The organism is Pseudomonas serbiensis (assembly GCF_030580745.1).
Lineage (GTDB): Bacteria > Pseudomonadota > Gammaproteobacteria > Pseudomonadales > Pseudomonadaceae > Aquipseudomonas > Aquipseudomonas serbiensis.
Window position 1 is genome coordinate 104,178 of sequence record NZ_JAUQOO010000006.1, and the last position, 14,098, is coordinate 118,275.

Annotated in this window: 18 protein-coding genes; 8 read left to right on the forward strand and 10 right to left on the reverse strand. The window is 59.5% G+C overall.

Annotated features, from left to right (window positions below; translation table 11 throughout):
* Positions 1-87 precede the first annotated feature (87 nt).
* The 4 genes from ftsY (at position 88) to rpoH (ending at position 4,202) form a co-directional block, all read left to right on the forward strand.
* Positions 88-1,545, forward strand: a complete 1,458-nt coding sequence (gene ftsY / locus Q6A51_RS10005; RefSeq protein ID WP_304574719.1) for a signal recognition particle-docking protein FtsY — start codon at positions 88-90, stop codon at positions 1,543-1,545.
* Positions 1,542-2,213, forward strand: coding sequence for a cell division ATP-binding protein FtsE (ftsE, locus tag Q6A51_RS10010; protein WP_201003888.1), 672 nt, complete (start codon positions 1,542-1,544; stop codon positions 2,211-2,213). Before ftsY ends, ftsE begins: the two co-directional genes overlap by 4 nt.
* A complete protein-coding gene (gene ftsX, locus Q6A51_RS10015) occupies positions 2,210-3,235 on the forward strand; it encodes a permease-like cell division protein FtsX (protein ID WP_201003886.1) in 1,026 nt (341 codons plus the stop codon). Before ftsE ends, ftsX begins: the two co-directional genes overlap by 4 nt.
* Positions 3,236-3,347: 112 nt before the next feature.
* Positions 3,348-4,202, forward strand: coding sequence for an RNA polymerase sigma factor RpoH (rpoH, locus tag Q6A51_RS10020; protein WP_025262287.1), 855 nt, complete (start codon positions 3,348-3,350; stop codon positions 4,200-4,202).
* 71 nt (positions 4,203-4,273) lie between these two features.
* Here rpoH and mtgA read toward each other — a convergent pair whose 3' ends face one another.
* A complete protein-coding gene (gene mtgA / locus Q6A51_RS10025) occupies positions 4,274-4,984 on the reverse strand; it encodes a monofunctional biosynthetic peptidoglycan transglycosylase (RefSeq protein ID WP_201003884.1) in 711 nt (236 codons plus the stop codon).
* An 81-nt stretch (positions 4,985-5,065) separates the two neighbouring features.
* Here mtgA and Q6A51_RS10030 point away from each other — a divergent pair, with 81 nt between their 5' ends.
* The 4 genes from Q6A51_RS10030 to trmB all read left to right on the forward strand — a co-directional run bounded on the left by Q6A51_RS10030 (position 5,066) and on the right by trmB (position 7,336).
* Positions 5,066-5,449: a DUF423 domain-containing protein gene (locus Q6A51_RS10030; protein ID WP_304574720.1), complete on the forward strand. Its 384-nt coding sequence runs from the start codon at positions 5,066-5,068 to the stop codon at positions 5,447-5,449.
* A 99-nt stretch (positions 5,450-5,548) separates the two neighbouring features.
* Positions 5,549-5,749 carry a sulfur carrier protein ThiS gene (thiS, locus tag Q6A51_RS10035; RefSeq protein ID WP_117166447.1) on the forward strand — a complete coding sequence of 67 codons (201 nt, stop codon included), beginning with the start codon at positions 5,549-5,551 and terminating at the stop codon, positions 5,747-5,749.
* 47 nt (positions 5,750-5,796) lie between these two features.
* The gene (locus Q6A51_RS10040; RefSeq protein WP_025262283.1) at positions 5,797-6,591 is read left to right on the forward strand and encodes a thiazole synthase; all 795 of its coding nucleotides are present in this window, start codon (positions 5,797-5,799) and stop codon (positions 6,589-6,591) included.
* Positions 6,592-6,688: 97 nt separating this feature from the next.
* A complete protein-coding gene (trmB, locus tag Q6A51_RS10045) occupies positions 6,689-7,336 on the forward strand; it encodes a tRNA (guanosine(46)-N7)-methyltransferase TrmB (RefSeq protein WP_236124183.1) in 648 nt (215 codons plus the stop codon).
* Positions 7,337-7,402: 66 nt separating this feature from the next.
* On the opposite strand, the gene Q6A51_RS10050 is transcribed toward trmB, so the two are convergent.
* The 9 genes from Q6A51_RS10050 to Q6A51_RS10090 all read right to left on the reverse strand — a co-directional run bounded on the left by Q6A51_RS10050 (position 7,403) and on the right by Q6A51_RS10090 (position 14,049).
* Positions 7,403-7,726, reverse strand: a complete 324-nt coding sequence (locus Q6A51_RS10050; protein WP_025262281.1) for a DUF3392 domain-containing protein — start codon at positions 7,724-7,726, stop codon at positions 7,403-7,405.
* 9 nt (positions 7,727-7,735) lie between these two features.
* Positions 7,736-8,950, reverse strand: coding sequence for a radical SAM family heme chaperone HemW (gene hemW, locus Q6A51_RS10055; protein WP_236124167.1), 1,215 nt, complete (start codon positions 8,948-8,950; stop codon positions 7,736-7,738).
* Positions 8,947-9,543, reverse strand: a complete 597-nt coding sequence (gene rdgB / locus Q6A51_RS10060) for an RdgB/HAM1 family non-canonical purine NTP pyrophosphatase (protein ID WP_304574721.1) — start codon at positions 9,541-9,543, stop codon at positions 8,947-8,949. The genes hemW and rdgB overlap by 4 nt, the downstream gene beginning before the upstream one ends.
* Positions 9,540-9,974, reverse strand: a complete 435-nt coding sequence (locus tag Q6A51_RS10065) for a DUF4426 domain-containing protein (RefSeq protein ID WP_201018879.1) — start codon at positions 9,972-9,974, stop codon at positions 9,540-9,542. Before Q6A51_RS10065 ends, rdgB begins: the two co-directional genes overlap by 4 nt.
* A 26-nt stretch (positions 9,975-10,000) precedes the next feature.
* Positions 10,001-10,621 carry a methionine biosynthesis protein MetW gene (metW, locus tag Q6A51_RS10070; protein ID WP_201003871.1) on the reverse strand — a complete coding sequence of 207 codons (621 nt, stop codon included), beginning with the start codon at positions 10,619-10,621 and terminating at the stop codon, positions 10,001-10,003.
* 7 nt (positions 10,622-10,628) lie between these two features.
* Positions 10,629-11,768 carry a homoserine O-succinyltransferase MetX gene (metX, locus tag Q6A51_RS10075; RefSeq protein ID WP_201003870.1) on the reverse strand — a complete coding sequence of 380 codons (1,140 nt, stop codon included), beginning with the start codon at positions 11,766-11,768 and terminating at the stop codon, positions 10,629-10,631.
* A 135-nt stretch (positions 11,769-11,903) separates the two neighbouring features.
* Positions 11,904-12,494 (reverse strand): YggT family protein, encoded by a 591-nt coding sequence (locus Q6A51_RS10080; RefSeq protein ID WP_201003869.1) that lies wholly within the window; start codon positions 12,492-12,494, stop codon positions 11,904-11,906.
* 27 nt (positions 12,495-12,521) lie between these two features.
* A complete protein-coding gene (proC, locus tag Q6A51_RS10085) occupies positions 12,522-13,340 on the reverse strand; it encodes a pyrroline-5-carboxylate reductase (RefSeq protein WP_201018878.1) in 819 nt (272 codons plus the stop codon).
* 22 nt (positions 13,341-13,362) lie between these two features.
* Positions 13,363-14,049, reverse strand: a complete 687-nt coding sequence (locus tag Q6A51_RS10090; protein WP_201018877.1) for a YggS family pyridoxal phosphate-dependent enzyme — start codon at positions 14,047-14,049, stop codon at positions 13,363-13,365.
* Between the last annotated feature and the right edge of the window lie 49 nt (positions 14,050-14,098).

Sequence of the window (14,098 nt, forward strand, 5' to 3'; positions counted from 1 at the left end):
CAAGCAGCCCTAAAAGCAGTCTTGGTACATGTCAGAATTTTCCGGAGCGCCCTATGGCGTTTCGCTACCTTGAGATAGCCGTCCTCCATGTTTGGTTCCAACGACGACAAGAAGACCCCAGCCGCGGCTGGAGAAAAGAAAGGCCTGTTCGGATGGCTGCGTAAAAAACCGCAGGAAGCCGCAGAACCGGCGCAAGAGTTATCCACAGCCCAGCCCGAGCCGGTCGCCGAAGCGCCGCTGCCTGTCGAGCCACAACTCGCGCCGCCAGTTCCTGAGCCCTCTCTCGAAGCCCACGCGCCAGAAGTGCATGCTCCTGTGCAACCAGGTGAGCCTGCTCCGCAGCCCTGGCTGACCTTGCCTGTGGCCGAAGAGCCGGTGGCCTTGACCGATGAGCGTGAGGCTCATGTCACGCCGCCGATTCCGGAACCCGTGCATGCTGCTCCCGAGCCTGTGATCGAGCCCGCGCCGGTGCTGGAAGTTGTGCCAGCCGTGGTACCTGAGCCTGTCCCGGTTATACCGCCGGTTGCCGCGCCTGTAGTGGAGCAGCCAGTTGCCGAGGTTGCCGAGCCTGTTGTTGAAGCCGCACCCGCCGAGCCACAGGCCGAAGCACCCAAGGTCGGTTTCTTCGCCCGCCTCAAGCAGGGCTTGTCGAAAACCAGCGCCAGCATTGGCGAGGGCATGGCCAGCCTGTTCCTGGGTAAAAAGGCAATCGACGATGACTTGCTGGAAGAAATCGAGACCCGTTTGCTGACGGCCGACGTGGGTGTCGAAGCGACATCGGTGATTATCCAGAGCCTGACCCAAAAGGTTGCGCGCAAGCAGTTGACCGACGCTCAGGCGCTGTACACCTCGCTGCAAGGCGAACTGGCGGCGATGCTCAAGCCTGTCGAGCAGCCTCTGGTTATCAAGGCCGAGCACAAGCCGTTCGTGATTCTGGTGGTAGGCGTCAACGGCGCGGGCAAGACCACGACCATCGGCAAGCTGGCCAAGAAGCTGCAACTCGAAGGCAAGAAAGTCATGCTGGCGGCGGGTGACACCTTCCGCGCTGCGGCAGTCGAGCAATTGCAGGTCTGGGGCGAGCGTAACCATATTCCGGTCATCGCCCAGCATACGGGCGCCGACTCGGCCTCGGTGATCTTCGATGCCGTGCAAGCCGCCAAGGCCCGTGGCATCGATGTGCTGATCGCTGACACTGCGGGCCGTCTGCACACCAAAGACAACCTGATGGAAGAACTGAAAAAGGTTCGTCGTGTGATCGGCAAGCTGGATGCCGAAGCGCCGCATGAAGTCCTGCTGGTACTCGATGCCGGCACCGGTCAGAACGCCATCAATCAGGCCAAACAATTCAACCAGACGGTCTCCCTGACCGGTCTGGCGCTCACTAAACTCGATGGCACGGCAAAAGGCGGTGTGATCTTCGCTCTGGCCAAGCAGTTTGGCTTGCCGATCCGTTATATCGGCGTGGGTGAAGGTATCGACGATCTGCGTACCTTTGAAGCCGAACCCTTTGTTCAGGCTCTGTTTGCGGAGCGGGAGCGTACATGATTCGTTTCGAGCAGGTCGGTAAGCGTTATCCGAATGGACATGTCGGATTGCATGAACTGAGCTTTCGAGTACGTCGCGGTGAGTTCCTGTTCGTTACCGGCCACTCCGGTGCCGGTAAAAGCACCTTGCTGCGCCTGTTGCTGGCCATGGAACGCCCGACAACTGGCAAATTGATGCTGGCCGGTCAGGATCTGGGGCAGATAAGCAACGCCCAGATTCCGTTTTTGCGGCGTCAGATCGGTGTGGTGTTCCAGAACCATCAGTTGCTGTTCGACCGCACCGTTTTCAACAACATCGCGCTGCCCTTGCAGATTCTCGGTCTGTCCAAGGTCGATATCGCCAAACGTGTGGATTCGGCACTGGAGCGTGTGGCCTTGTCCGACAAGGCGGATCTGTACCCTGGCGACTTGTCCACAGGCCAACAGCAGCGTGTCGGTATTGCACGTGCCATCGTTCATCGCCCGGCCTTGCTGCTGGCCGATGAACCGACCGGTAACCTCGACCCTCGATTGGCCGCAGAAATCATGGGCGTGTTTGAAGACATCAACCGGTTGGGGACCAGCGTGCTGATCGCCAGTCACGACCTGGCACTGATCGCGCGTATGCGCCATCGCATGCTGACCCTGCAACGCGGTCGTCTGATCGGTGACGGGGAGGCCGGAGCATGAGTGCCACTCGCAAGGTCTCGGATCGTGTCGCGCCCAAGGCCGCCGATCCTTCCCCGCCGAAGCAGAATAAACGCCAGGATCATGACGATGATGGCCCGGACTTCAGCACCTTGCTGGCCGCCTGGCTGGAAAGCCATCGCTCCAGCCTGCTCGACAGCCTGCGCCGTCTGGGCAAACAGCCAATCGGCAGTTTCTTCACCTGTCTGGTGATGGCCATTGCATTGAGTCTGCCCATGGGCCTGTCATTGCTGTTGAGCAATGTCGAGCGTCTGGGTGGGTCGTGGCAGCGGGCGGCGCAGATATCGATCTATATGCATCTGAACGCCAATGCGGCGGATGGCGCCCGTTTGCGTGACGAAATCAAGTCCATGCCAGGCGTTGCCGATGCCGAGTACATAAGCAGCGAGCAGGCGCTGGGCGAGTTCCAGCAGCAGTCCGGCCTGGGCGAGGCGCTCAAGGAGTTGCCGCAGAACCCGTTGCCGGGCGTAGTGCTTGTCACTCCAACGGAGGTCGACAAGCCTGCACTTGAAGCCCTTCGCTCCCGACTGGCCGGCCTGCCTAAAGTGGAACAGGCCCAGCTCGATCTGGTCTGGGTGGAGCGTCTGGCGGCGATTCTCAAGCTGGGTGACCGTTTTGTCTTCGGCTTGACGGTCTTGCTGGTTTCCGCTTTGCTGCTGGTGATCGGTAACACCATCCGTCTGCACATCGAAAACCGCCGCACGGAAATCGAAGTCATCAAGCTGGTCGGCGGTACAGACAGCTATGTGCGCAGGCCTTTCCTTTATATGGGCGCGCTGTATGGTTTTGGGGCGGGTTTCCTGTCCTGGGGCGTGCTGGCGTTCGGTCTGGACTGGCTGAATGACTCGGTCGTCGGGCTGGCAGGCCTGTACGGCAGCGACTTCGCGCTGGCGGGTGTTCCGTTGGCCGATGGTCTGTCGCTCTTGCTTGGAGCGGTCTTGTTAGGGTATATCGGTGCTTGGATTGCGGTCGCCCGCCATTTGCGAGAGCTGGCGCCACGTTAAAGTGAATTTTGTTTAACCAATTGACTTTTCAGCGCAGGGAACTTGTCTAGCGGTTCCCGGTCAATTTCGCAGTGCTGAACTGCACGAGTCATGAGTTGGAGGTTTTTCCCGTATGACCACTTCTTTGCAACCTGCATATGCCTTAGTCCCGGGTGCGAACCTGGAGGCTTACGTGCACACGGTGAACAGCATTCCCTTGCTGACGCCTGAGCAGGAGCGTGAACTGGCTGAGAGTCTCTACTATGAACAGGATCTGGATGCGGCTCGTCAGATGGTCCTCGCCCACCTGCGTTTTGTCGTGCATATCGCACGCAGTTATTCGGGATACGGTCTGGCCCAGTCCGACCTGATCCAGGAAGGTAACGTCGGCCTGATGAAGGCTGTAAAGCGCTTCAACCCGGAAATGGGTGTGCGTCTGGTGTCGTTCGCCGTTCACTGGATCAAGGCGGAAATCCACGAATTCATCCTGCGCAACTGGCGTATCGTCAAGGTCGCCACGACCAAGGCCCAGCGCAAACTGTTTTTCAACCTGCGCAGCCAGAAAAAGCGTCTGGCGTGGCTGAACAACGATGAAGTACATCGTGTGGCTGAAAGCCTTGGCGTTGAGCCGCGTGAAGTTCGCGAGATGGAAAGCCGTCTGACCGGCCAGGACATGGCGTTCGATCCGGCGTCGGAAGCTGACGACGACAGCGCATTCCAGTCGCCAGCCAACTACCTGGAAGACCACCGTTACGATCCTGCGCGTCAGCTGGAAGATTCCGACTGGAGCGACAACTCCACGGCCAATCTGCATCAGGCCCTGGACGTACTGGACGAGCGTAGTCGCGACATCCTCTACCAGCGCTGGCTGGCAGAAGAGAAAGCCACGCTGCACGACCTGGCGCAGAAGTACAACGTCTCCGCCGAGCGCATTCGCCAGCTCGAAAAGAGCGCGATGAACAAGCTCAAGACATCGATAGCCGCGTAATACGCAAAACGCCCTGATAACCTCAGGGCGTTTTTGTATCTGTGTCGCGAATTCATTCGCGAAGGCAGTAATTACAGCTTGCGACTACTGTTCAACCCCGCCAGATAACTGTCCCCACCCAACTGACGCATCTGCTGACGAATCCAGCCCGCACGGCGCGAGACATAGCTGCTGGGATGGCTGGCGCTCCATTGGCGCGGGTTGGGCAGTACGGCGGCGAGGTAGCTGGCCTGCTGCGTCGACAGGGCGCTGGCGTTGATGCCGAAGTGATGCTGCGCTGCGGCTTGTGCGCCGAATACGCCTTCATCCCACTCGACGCTGTTGAGGTACACCTCAAGAATGCGCTCCTTTGACCACAGCAACTCGATCAGGGCCGTGAACCAGGCTTCAAGCCCTTTGCGCAGATAGCTGCGGCCCGACCATAGAAACAGGTTTTTCGAGACTTGCTGGCTCAGCGTACTGGCCCCGCGTATCGACCCACCGCGCTCGTTGTGCAGGATCGCAGCCTGAATGGCGCTGATATCAAAACCCCAGTGCTCGGCGAATTTCTGGTCCTCGCCTGCAATGACCGCGACTTTCAAACTGTCGGAAATCCTGTTCCACGGCTGCCAGGTGCGCTGCAGGTCAATGGGCTCGCCATCAATCCATGATTCAATCTTGCGCTCGACCATCAACGCCGTGCCCGGTGGCGGGACCCAGCGCAGGACAAGAACCAGAATGAAACTGCCTGCTGCAAACCACAGCAGGGTTTTGGCGACACGATGCAAGAGAAAACGCAGCATAGAGATGGCTTGGCCGAACCCGTTGAGCGGGCCATTATACAGACCGTGCGCCATTGGACGATTTTTGACTGGAGATCCTTGATGCTTCGTAGCTTTTTGATGCTTGCTGCCTTTTTCGGCTTTACCGGCGTGGCCCTCGGTGCATTTGCTGCCCACGGCCTGAAAGGTCGGTTGAGCCCCGAATATCTGGCGATTTTCCATACCGGCGTGCTTTACCAACTGGTTCATGCGCTGGCTTTGCTCGGCGTGGCTGTGCTCGCGGCACAGATTCCCGGTCGGCTGGTCACCTGGGCCGGTTTCTCCTTCGCCATTGGCATCGTGCTGTTCTCCGGCAGCCTGTATGTGCTGACCCTCAGCGGCATCAGCAAGCTGGGGATCGTGACGCCATTCGGCGGGCTGGCCTTTCTGATCGGTTGGCTGGCCCTGGGCGTTGCGGCCTGGCGTCTGGGTGGCGTATCCCTGTGATCGCGAGCCGCGCTTGAGACGAATGGCGCGGCTTTGCCTTGGTCATACCGGCTGATCGGGCTAGAATGCTGGCCCCTAAAATGATGGCTGCTGTCTCGCATGCACATTCAGTTGAACGGTGAATCCTTTGAATTGCCCGATGGTGAAACCGTCGCGGCTTTGTTGGCTCGTCTGGATCTTGCCGGACGCCGGGTAGCCGTCGAGCTGAACCTGGATATCGTGCCCCGCAGCCAGCATGAATCCACAGTCCTGCGCGAAGGCGATCAGGTCGAAGTGGTCCATGCCATCGGCGGCGGCTAGCCCCGGCACAGCAATGACCCCCTTGTGCTAGTTAAAGAGGATTTCCGATGAGCAATGTTCGCAGCGACAAGCCATTCATCCTGGCCGGTCGGACCTTTGAGTCGCGTCTGCTGGTAGGCACCGGCAAGTACGCGGATATGGAACAGACCCGCCTGGCTATCGAAGCCTCGGGTGCAGAAATCGTCACGGTAGCCGTGCGGCGCACGAACCTGGGTCAGAACCCGGGCGAGCCGAACCTGCTGGACGTTCTGCCGCCGGATCGCTACACCATTCTGCCTAACACGGCCGGTTGCTTCGATGCCGTCGAAGCTGTGCGTACCTGCCGTCTGGCCCGCGAGCTGCTCGACGGGCGCAATCTGGTGAAGCTGGAAGTGCTGGCTGACCAGAAAACCCTGTTTCCTAACGTGATCGAGACCCTCAAGGCTGCCGAAGTGCTGGTCAAGGACGGTTTCGACGTGATGGTCTACACCAGCGACGATCCGATCATCGCCCGTCAACTGGCGGAGATCGGCTGTATCGCGATCATGCCGCTGGCGGGTCTGATCGGGAGTGGCCTGGGGATCTGCAACCCGTACAACCTGCAGATCATCCTGGAAGAAACAAAGGTTCCGGTTCTGGTGGATGCCGGTGTCGGTACTGCTTCCGACGCAACCATCGCCATGGAGCTGGGTTGCGAAGCCGTGCTGATGAACTCGGCCATCGCCCACGCTCAGCAGCCGGTCATGATGGCCGAGGCCATGAAGCACGCTGTAATTGCCGGTCGTCTGGCGTACCTCGCCGGGCGTATGCCAAGAAAACTCTATGCCAGCGCATCTTCGCCGCTGGATGGCCTGATCAAGTAAGAGCCCGTTGATGATTGATTCGCACGTTCCACACCCAGAGTCGCCTGCTACCGAAGAAGGCGAAGAGCGCCATCACCGCCGCATCAAGAGCTTCGTGATGCGTGCCGGTCGCATGACCGAAGGCCAGCAGCGCGGTCTGGACCAGGGCTTGCCGAAGTTCGGCTTGCAGCTGACTGACGCCCCTGTGGATTTCGATCAGGTGTTTGGCCGTTCAGCGCCGCGTACTCTGGAGATCGGCTTCGGCATGGGCCACTCGCTACTGGAAATGGCGGCGGCTGCGCCTGAGCACGACTTCATTGGTGTCGAAGTGCATTCGCCGGGTGTGGGTGCGTTGCTCAATGGCGCGCTGACTCAAGGCCTGACCAACGTGCGGGTCTACGATTGCGACGCGATCGAAGTGCTGAACCGGTGCATCGCCGATAACAGCCTCGACCGCCTGATGCTGTTTTTCCCGGACCCATGGCACAAGAGCCGTCACCACAAGCGCCGCATCGTGCAGCCCGAGTTTGCGGCACTGGTGCGCAGCAAGCTGAAGGTCGGTGGTGTGTTCCACATGGCTACCGACTGGGGCCCGTACGCTGAATACATGCTGGAAGTGATGAGTGCTGCACCTGGTTATCGCAATCAGGCAGAAGACAACCAGTATGTCCCGCGCCCGGCCGAGCGTCCGATCACCAAGTTCGAGCGCCGTGGTGAGCGCCTGGGGCATGGTGTGTGGGATCTGAAGTTCGAGAAGCTGGCTTAAAACCGGTTAGCGAATGAATTCGCTTCCACAGACTGATGTGGGAGCGAATTCATTCGCGAAGAAAAGCTATTTACGATCCGCAATCACACCGATCAACACCAGCACCACCAACAAGACCGGCGCCAGACTGTAATTGTTGAACTGGCTCAGGCCACGCACGACCCAGGGTGTTGCATAGATCAGCGCCAGGCCGCTGCCGATGGTACACAGCAGCGCCAGAAGCGGGATGCGCAATGCGCCTGTCATGCTGCTGATACGTTGCTCGATCCATACCTTGAAGTCCGAACCGAACAGCACCAACAAACAGCCCACAAGTGCCAGTGCAATTTCTGACAGATTGTTGCGACTCCATCGCGAGACGGTGGCGAGCAGATCGAGTATGAGATCCATGCAGGGTCCTTAGGTCAGAAAGTATTGCAGCAAGTCATTGAGAAAAAGCTGGCCTTGCGGGGTTGCGACCAGACGTGTCGGGTCGGCTTGCAGCAGGCCGCGTTGTTCGGCTTGTCGGCGGGCGCTGGCCAGTGAATCGACGCTTAGACCTGTTCTTTCGCGAAATAATGCAGCGTCCACACCATTTGTGAGGCGCAGTGCATTCATCAGGAACTCAAAAGGCAATTCCTCGACGCTCAACAGCTTGGAACCGGCCTGGAACGGCTTTTTCGGATTGAGATAATCCTTGGGCAGGCGTGTTTTCCAGGTGCGGACAATGCGACCGTCCGGATGGCTGAGTTTGCCATGGGCGCCTGCACCGATACCGATGAAGTCCCCGAAACTCCAGTAATTGAGGTTATGTCGCGCTGCCTTGCCAGGCTGGGCATAGGCAGAGACTTCGTACTGCGCATAGCCGCTGTCAGCCAGCAGTTGCTGACCGGTTTCCTGAATATCCCAGAGGATGTCGTCTTCGGGCAGGACTGGCGGCTGGTTCCAGAAAACGGTGTTGGGCTCCAGCGTCAACTGGTACCAGGACAGATGTGTCGGTGCCAGTGCGATGGCCTGACGCAGGTCGTTCAGGGCTTCGTCCTGAGACTGGTCCGGCAGGCCGTGCATCAGGTCCAGGTTGAAGTTGTCGAAACCGGCCATGCGCGCCATGTCGGCAGCACGAATCGCTTCGTCACCGTTGTGAATCCGTCCCAGAGCCTTGAGCTTTGCTTCCTGGAAACTCTGGATGCCGATGGACAGCCTGTTGATGCCCAGCCCGCGATAGGCGCTGAACTTGACCTGCTCGAAGGTGCCTGGATTGGCTTCCAGAGTTATTTCGATATCGCTGGCAAAGCGGATGCGCTGCTCGACACCGGCCAGCAGCCGGCCCAAGGCTTCGGCGCTGAACAGGCTCGGCGTACCGCCGCCGAAGAAGATCGAACGCAGTTCCCGGCCATGGACGTGAGGCAGGTCCTGATCCAGGTCTGCCAGCAGCGCATCGACATATTCCTGCTCCGGCAACACCGGGCTGGCAGTGTGAGAGTTGAAGTCGCAGTACGGGCATTTGCGTACGCACCACGGGATATGGATGTACAGCGACAACGGTGGCAGTTGCGGCAGGGCAGCCCTTGGGCTTTCGGACGAAAAGCCAGCCTCACCCAGAAACAGGGGCTGCGCAGGTGGATCGTGGATCATTGCAGACCCAGGCGCTGACGCAGTATGGCCATGGCGCGGGCGCGATGGCTGAGCTGGTTTTTCTCGGTCGGGCTGAGTTCGGCGCTGGAGCAGTTGCGCTCAGGCACCCAGAACAGTGGATCGTAACCGAAGCCATGTTCGCCGCTGGCCGCATGCAGGATGCGCCCGTGCCACAGGCCTTCGCAGAGGATCGGCAAGGGGTCGTCGGCATGGCGAACCAGTGCCAGCACGCAAACGAACTGTGCGCCGCGTTGCTCGTCGGGCACGTCTTTCAGGACGTCCAGCAGCTTGGCGTTATTGGCGGCGTCACCCTTGCCGTCGGCGTAGCGTGCCGAATAGATGCCTGGCGCTCCGCCGAGAAAATCCACCGCCAGCCCCGAGTCATCGGCCAGTGCCGGCAGGCCGGAAAGGCGCGAGGCGTTGCGGGCCTTGAGGATCGCATTCTCGACGAAGGACAGGCCGGTTTCTTCCGGCTCGATGTGGCTGAACTCGCCCACGGAGCGCAACTGCACGCTGTCGCCCAGCATGGCCTGGAGTTCTTTGAGTTTGCCGCCGTTGTGGCTGGCCAATACAAGTTGCGTGAGGTTCATCATTGGCCCGGGAAAAGCTCTTGGTTGAAACTGAAGCTATTGGTATCGCTGCCAGTTTTAACGTGGATGTCGAAGGTTCGGTTTTCCTGCTGTGGCACAGGGTATTGCGCAATGTAGTAGACCGCGCCGCGCTCGGTGATCTGCTTGAAACTCAAGGGGATCGAAGCGCTGGTCAGGTCCTTGATCGTGCCGCTGACCTGTGCCGCCTGCGGTTTGCCATCCTTCAGCACGGAGATATTGATCACGCCCTGATTCTTGCTGCGGATCAGCTCGGTGCCTTTGGCGATCTCCGGCTGCAGGAAGGTCGAGTTGAAGGTGGAGTAGTGAACGGTGATGTCGCCAAACTTTTCCTGTCGCTCACCCTTGATGGCATCGGCTGCCAGTGCAGGCAGGCCCAGACAGGCAGTCAGCAGGAAAATAGCCAGGCGGCTCATGTTCGTTCTCCTTCACATTCCATGAATCAGACAGCGATCTGATGGTCGAGCAGGCCGGGGCTGCTGACCCGGTAAATGCCGATTTCACCCAACAGATTAGGCCATAGCTTGCTGGCCCACCCGTGACGATGCTGTTGATCGACGGCAAGCCTGTCGATCACTTGTGCCTCGCGTTCGCGGCACAGCTCTTCGAAGTCTTCAAAGGTGCAGAAGTGAATGTTCGGCGTGTTGTACCAGGTATAAGGCAGGAACTCGGACACCGGCATGCGGCCCTTGCTCGCCAGATACCAGCGGCAGCGCCAGTGGCCGAAGTTCGGGAACGTAATGATGCACTGGCGACCGACACGCAGCATTTCGTCGAGGATTCTGTCCGGGTAATGCACGGCTTGCAGGGCCTGGGTCATGACCACGATATCGAAGCTGTTGCTGGCAAAGTTGCCCAGGCCCTTGTCCAGGTCCTGTTCGATCACGTTGATGCCCTTGGCCACGCACTCGGCAATATTGTCCGGGTCGTTTTCAAGGCCGTAGCCGGTGACTTGCTTGTTGTCGCGAAGCCAGGTCAGCAACTCGCCATCGCCACAACCCAGGTCGAGCACGCGGCTGCCTGCGGGGATCCATTCCTGGATGATCTCAAGGTCGGCTCTCATGGCGTCCTCACAACGAAATTCGGTTCATGTAGTTACCGAAAGCCTGCAGGTAGCGCGGGATCGGGATCAGGAAGGCGTCGTGCCCTTGAGGCGCGTCGATCTCCAGGTAGCAGACGTCCTTGCGGGCAGCCATCAGTGCGTCCACCAGCTCTCGCGAACGGGCAGGCGAGAAGCGCCAGTCGGTGGTAAAGGACATCACGCAGAACTTCGCCTTGGCGCTGGCGAAAGTCTTCGCCAGATTGTCGTTGAAGTTGGCCGCAGGGTCGAAGTAGTCCAGTGCCTTGGTCATCAACAGGTAAGTGTTTGCATCGAAACGACCGGAAAACTCTTCGCCCTGATAGCGCAGGTAGCTTTCGACCTGGAACTCAACGCTATGGAAGTCGTAGTTGAGCTTTTCACTCTTGAGGCCACGGCCGAATTTCTCGCCCATGGAGTCGTCGGACAGGTACGTGATGTGCCCGACCATGCGTGCCAGCATCAGGCCGCGCTTGGGGATCACGCCGACTTCCTGGAAGGAGCCGCCATGGAACTCGGGGTCGGTGAGAATCGCCTGACGGGCCACCTCGTTGAACGCGATGTTCTGTGCCGACAGCTTGGGTGCCGAAGCGATTGCCAGGCAGTGGCGCACGCGATCCGGGTAGCTGATGGTCCATTGCAGCGCCTGCATGCCGCCCAGGCTGCCGCCGACAATCGCTGCCCATTGCTCGATACCCAACAGGTCCGCCAGACGTGCCTGGCTGTTGACCCAGTCTTCCACGGTCACGACCGGAAAGTTGGCGCCGAAGGGTTTGCCGGTCTCCGGGTCGATGCTGCTGGGGCCTGTGGAGCCGTTGCAGCCGCCGAGGTTGTTCAGGCTGACCACGAAGAACTTGTTGGTATCGATTGGCTTGCCTGGGCCGATGCAACTGTCCCACCAGCCCGGTTTGCGATCTTCAGGGCTGTGGTAACCCGCAGCGTGATGATGCCCCGACAGCGCGTGACAGATCAGTACGGCGTTGCTGCGCGCAGCATTGAGCTGGCCGTAGGTTTCATAAATGAGGTCGTAGGCTGGCAGCGAACGGCCACAGGCCAAGGCCAGGGGCTCGCTGAAATGTGCCAGTTGCGGTGTGACCAGACCGACAGAATCGTGGGGGAATACCGTGGGCATCGACCCTGCTCTCGCTTGAATGAGGCGTAAGTCTAAAGATCGCGGGGGGTAGCGGCAACAGAGGAAAGCTTTTCGCGGATGAATCCGCCCCCCCATGCACATCCCGTGGGAGCGAATTCATTCGCGAAAGAAACGTCAGATCAGCATGCGCAGAACCTGCGGCATCATGCTCATGGCTGCCAGGTTGTTGATGACCAGCATGTCCAGCAGCTTGAGGGCGAGGAAGGCAAAGATCGGCGAAAGGTCCAGGCCGCCGAGATTGGGCAGGAACTTGCGGAACGGTGCCAGTGCCGGCTCACAGATCTGGTTGACCAGTTCTGCACCAGGGTTGTGGCTGCCCGGTGCGACCCAGGACAGGATCACGCTGATGATCAGGGCAAAGAAGAATATCTTCAGGAACAGCGCCGTCACGCCAATGATTGCCCAGATCAGCAGGTGCAGTGGATCACCGGTGGTGCCATAGCTCAGCAGCAGCGTCAGGGCCATGAGGATCAGTTGCACGAGGATTGCCAGTACCAGCGACGACATGTCCAGGCCGAACACGCTCGGAATGACCCGGCGCAGAGGTTTGAGCAATGGCTGCGTGGCTTTTACAGTGAACTGGCTCAGCGGGTTATAGAAGTTCGCCCGCACCAGTTGCAGCACGAAGCGCAAGAGGATGATCAACAGATAAAGACTGCCAATGGTTTGCAAGACGTAAATTGCAGCGGTGTTCAATCCAATCATCGATCTGCTCCAGAAAGGCCTAGAAAATTATTTGCCCAGTAGTTCGGCCAGCTCTGCCGAACGATTATCGGCGGCACTGAGGGCCGTTTCTACCAGCGCTTCAAAACCGCCTGCCTGGAATGCCTTGATGGCGGCTTCCGTGGTGCCGGCAGGCGATGTCACACGGCGACGCAATTCCGCGGCATCCACATCGCTGCCGGTTGCCATCAGTGCGGCGCCCAGAGCGGTTTGCAGAGTGAGCTTTTTGGCGACGTCTTCGGGCAGGCCCAGCTTTACGCCCGCCGCAGTCATCGCCTCGATCATCAGGAAGAAATACGCCGGGCCGCTGCCTGAAACAGCAGTCACGGCATCCAGTTGTTTCTCTTCATCCAGCCAGACCGCGATACCCACGGCCGACAGCAATTGTTCGGCCTGTTCGCGCTGGGCGGCGCTTACCTTGTCGGTGGCATACAGACCGCTGACGCCCTGGCGCAGCAAGGCCGGAGTGTTGGGCATGCAGCGCACGATAGGCGACTCGCCCAGCCACTGGGTCATGCTGGCGCAGGTGATACCGGCCGCAATCGAGACGATCAGTTGATGGGGCTTCAGGCTTGGGCGCAGCGCTTCGCAGACGGCTTTCATCATTTGCGGCTTTACTGCCAGCAGCACGACATCTGCGCCTTCGATGGCTTCTGCGTTGTCGGCGACCACGGTGATGCCGTGCTCGGTTGCGATGCGCTCGCGGGTTTCGGCGCCCGGATCACTGGCGCGGATCAGCGCCGCTTCCACGCCTTGGGCGCGCAAGCCGCCGATCAGGCTGGCAGCCATGTTTCCGGCGCCGACAAAGGCAATACGAGTCTTGCTCATGAAAAAGGTCCTTGTGCGTGAGTTATGGCTGGCCGTAGTCACGGGCGCCAAAAAGGGCAGTGCCGATCCGCACCCAGGTCGCGCCTTGTGCAATGGCGGCTTCCAGATCGTGGCTCATGCCCATGGAAAGTGTGTCCAGTGGCAGGTTCAGTTGTTCTTGCAGTGTACGTACGGCAGCGAATGCAGCGTTCTGTTCGGCGCTGTCTTCTGTTGGTTCGGGAATCGCCATCAAGCCGCGCAGCTTCAGGCGCGGCAATGCGCTGATGGCGGCCGCCAGCGCTGGCAGATCCTGGGGCGTACAGCCAGACTTGCTCGCCTCGCCGCTGACATTGACCTGAATGCAGATATTGAGCGGTTCAAGGTTGTCAGGTCGTTGTTCGGACAGGCGTTGAGCGATTTTCAGGCGATCCACGGAATGTACCCAGGCGAAGTTCTCGGCGATAGCGCGCGTCTTGTTCGACTGAATGGGGCCGATGAAATGCCAACACAAGGGCAGGTCAGCCAATTCCAGCTGTTTGCCCAGTGCTTCCTGCAGATAATTTTCGCCAAAATCGCGCAGGCCGGCGGCAAAGGCTTCGCGCAGGTCGCTGGCAGGCTTGGTCTTGCTGACCGCCAGCAGGCCGATGGAGGACGGGTTGCGTTGCGCCGCGTGTGCCGCTGCGCGAATTCGTTCTTCGAGCGTTGAAATGTTCGCTGCTATCGTGGACATTGATTTGCGCCAGCAGGGCTAAAGTCTGCGGCATTCTATGTGATTGAGG

Coding starts and splice junctions, on each gene's coding strand:
- ftsY (WP_304574719.1), top strand. CDS start 88: ATGTTTGGTTCCAACGACGACAAGAAGACCCCAGCCGCGGCTGGAGAA.
- ftsE (WP_201003888.1), top strand. CDS start 1,542: ATGATTCGTTTCGAGCAGGTCGGTAAGCGTTATCCGAATGGACATGTC.
- ftsX (WP_201003886.1), top strand. CDS start 2,210: ATGAGTGCCACTCGCAAGGTCTCGGATCGTGTCGCGCCCAAGGCCGCC.
- rpoH (WP_025262287.1), top strand. CDS start 3,348: ATGACCACTTCTTTGCAACCTGCATATGCCTTAGTCCCGGGTGCGAAC.
- mtgA (WP_201003884.1), bottom strand. CDS start 4,984: ATGCTGCGTTTTCTCTTGCATCGTGTCGCCAAAACCCTGCTGTGGTTT.
- Q6A51_RS10030 (WP_304574720.1), top strand. CDS start 5,066: ATGCTTCGTAGCTTTTTGATGCTTGCTGCCTTTTTCGGCTTTACCGGC.
- thiS (WP_117166447.1), top strand. CDS start 5,549: ATGCACATTCAGTTGAACGGTGAATCCTTTGAATTGCCCGATGGTGAA.
- Q6A51_RS10040 (WP_025262283.1), top strand. CDS start 5,797: ATGAGCAATGTTCGCAGCGACAAGCCATTCATCCTGGCCGGTCGGACC.
- trmB (WP_236124183.1), top strand. CDS start 6,689: ATGCGTGCCGGTCGCATGACCGAAGGCCAGCAGCGCGGTCTGGACCAG.
- Q6A51_RS10050 (WP_025262281.1), bottom strand. CDS start 7,726: ATGGATCTCATACTCGATCTGCTCGCCACCGTCTCGCGATGGAGTCGC.
- hemW (WP_236124167.1), bottom strand. CDS start 8,950: ATGATCCACGATCCACCTGCGCAGCCCCTGTTTCTGGGTGAGGCTGGC.
- rdgB (WP_304574721.1), bottom strand. CDS start 9,543: ATGATGAACCTCACGCAACTTGTATTGGCCAGCCACAACGGCGGCAAA.
- Q6A51_RS10065 (WP_201018879.1), bottom strand. CDS start 9,974: ATGAGCCGCCTGGCTATTTTCCTGCTGACTGCCTGTCTGGGCCTGCCT.
- metW (WP_201003871.1), bottom strand. CDS start 10,621: ATGAGAGCCGACCTTGAGATCATCCAGGAATGGATCCCCGCAGGCAGC.
- metX (WP_201003870.1), bottom strand. CDS start 11,768: ATGCCCACGGTATTCCCCCACGATTCTGTCGGTCTGGTCACACCGCAA.
- Q6A51_RS10080 (WP_201003869.1), bottom strand. CDS start 12,494: ATGATTGGATTGAACACCGCTGCAATTTACGTCTTGCAAACCATTGGC.
- proC (WP_201018878.1), bottom strand. CDS start 13,340: ATGAGCAAGACTCGTATTGCCTTTGTCGGCGCCGGAAACATGGCTGCC.
- Q6A51_RS10090 (WP_201018877.1), bottom strand. CDS start 14,049: ATGTCCACGATAGCAGCGAACATTTCAACGCTCGAAGAACGAATTCGC.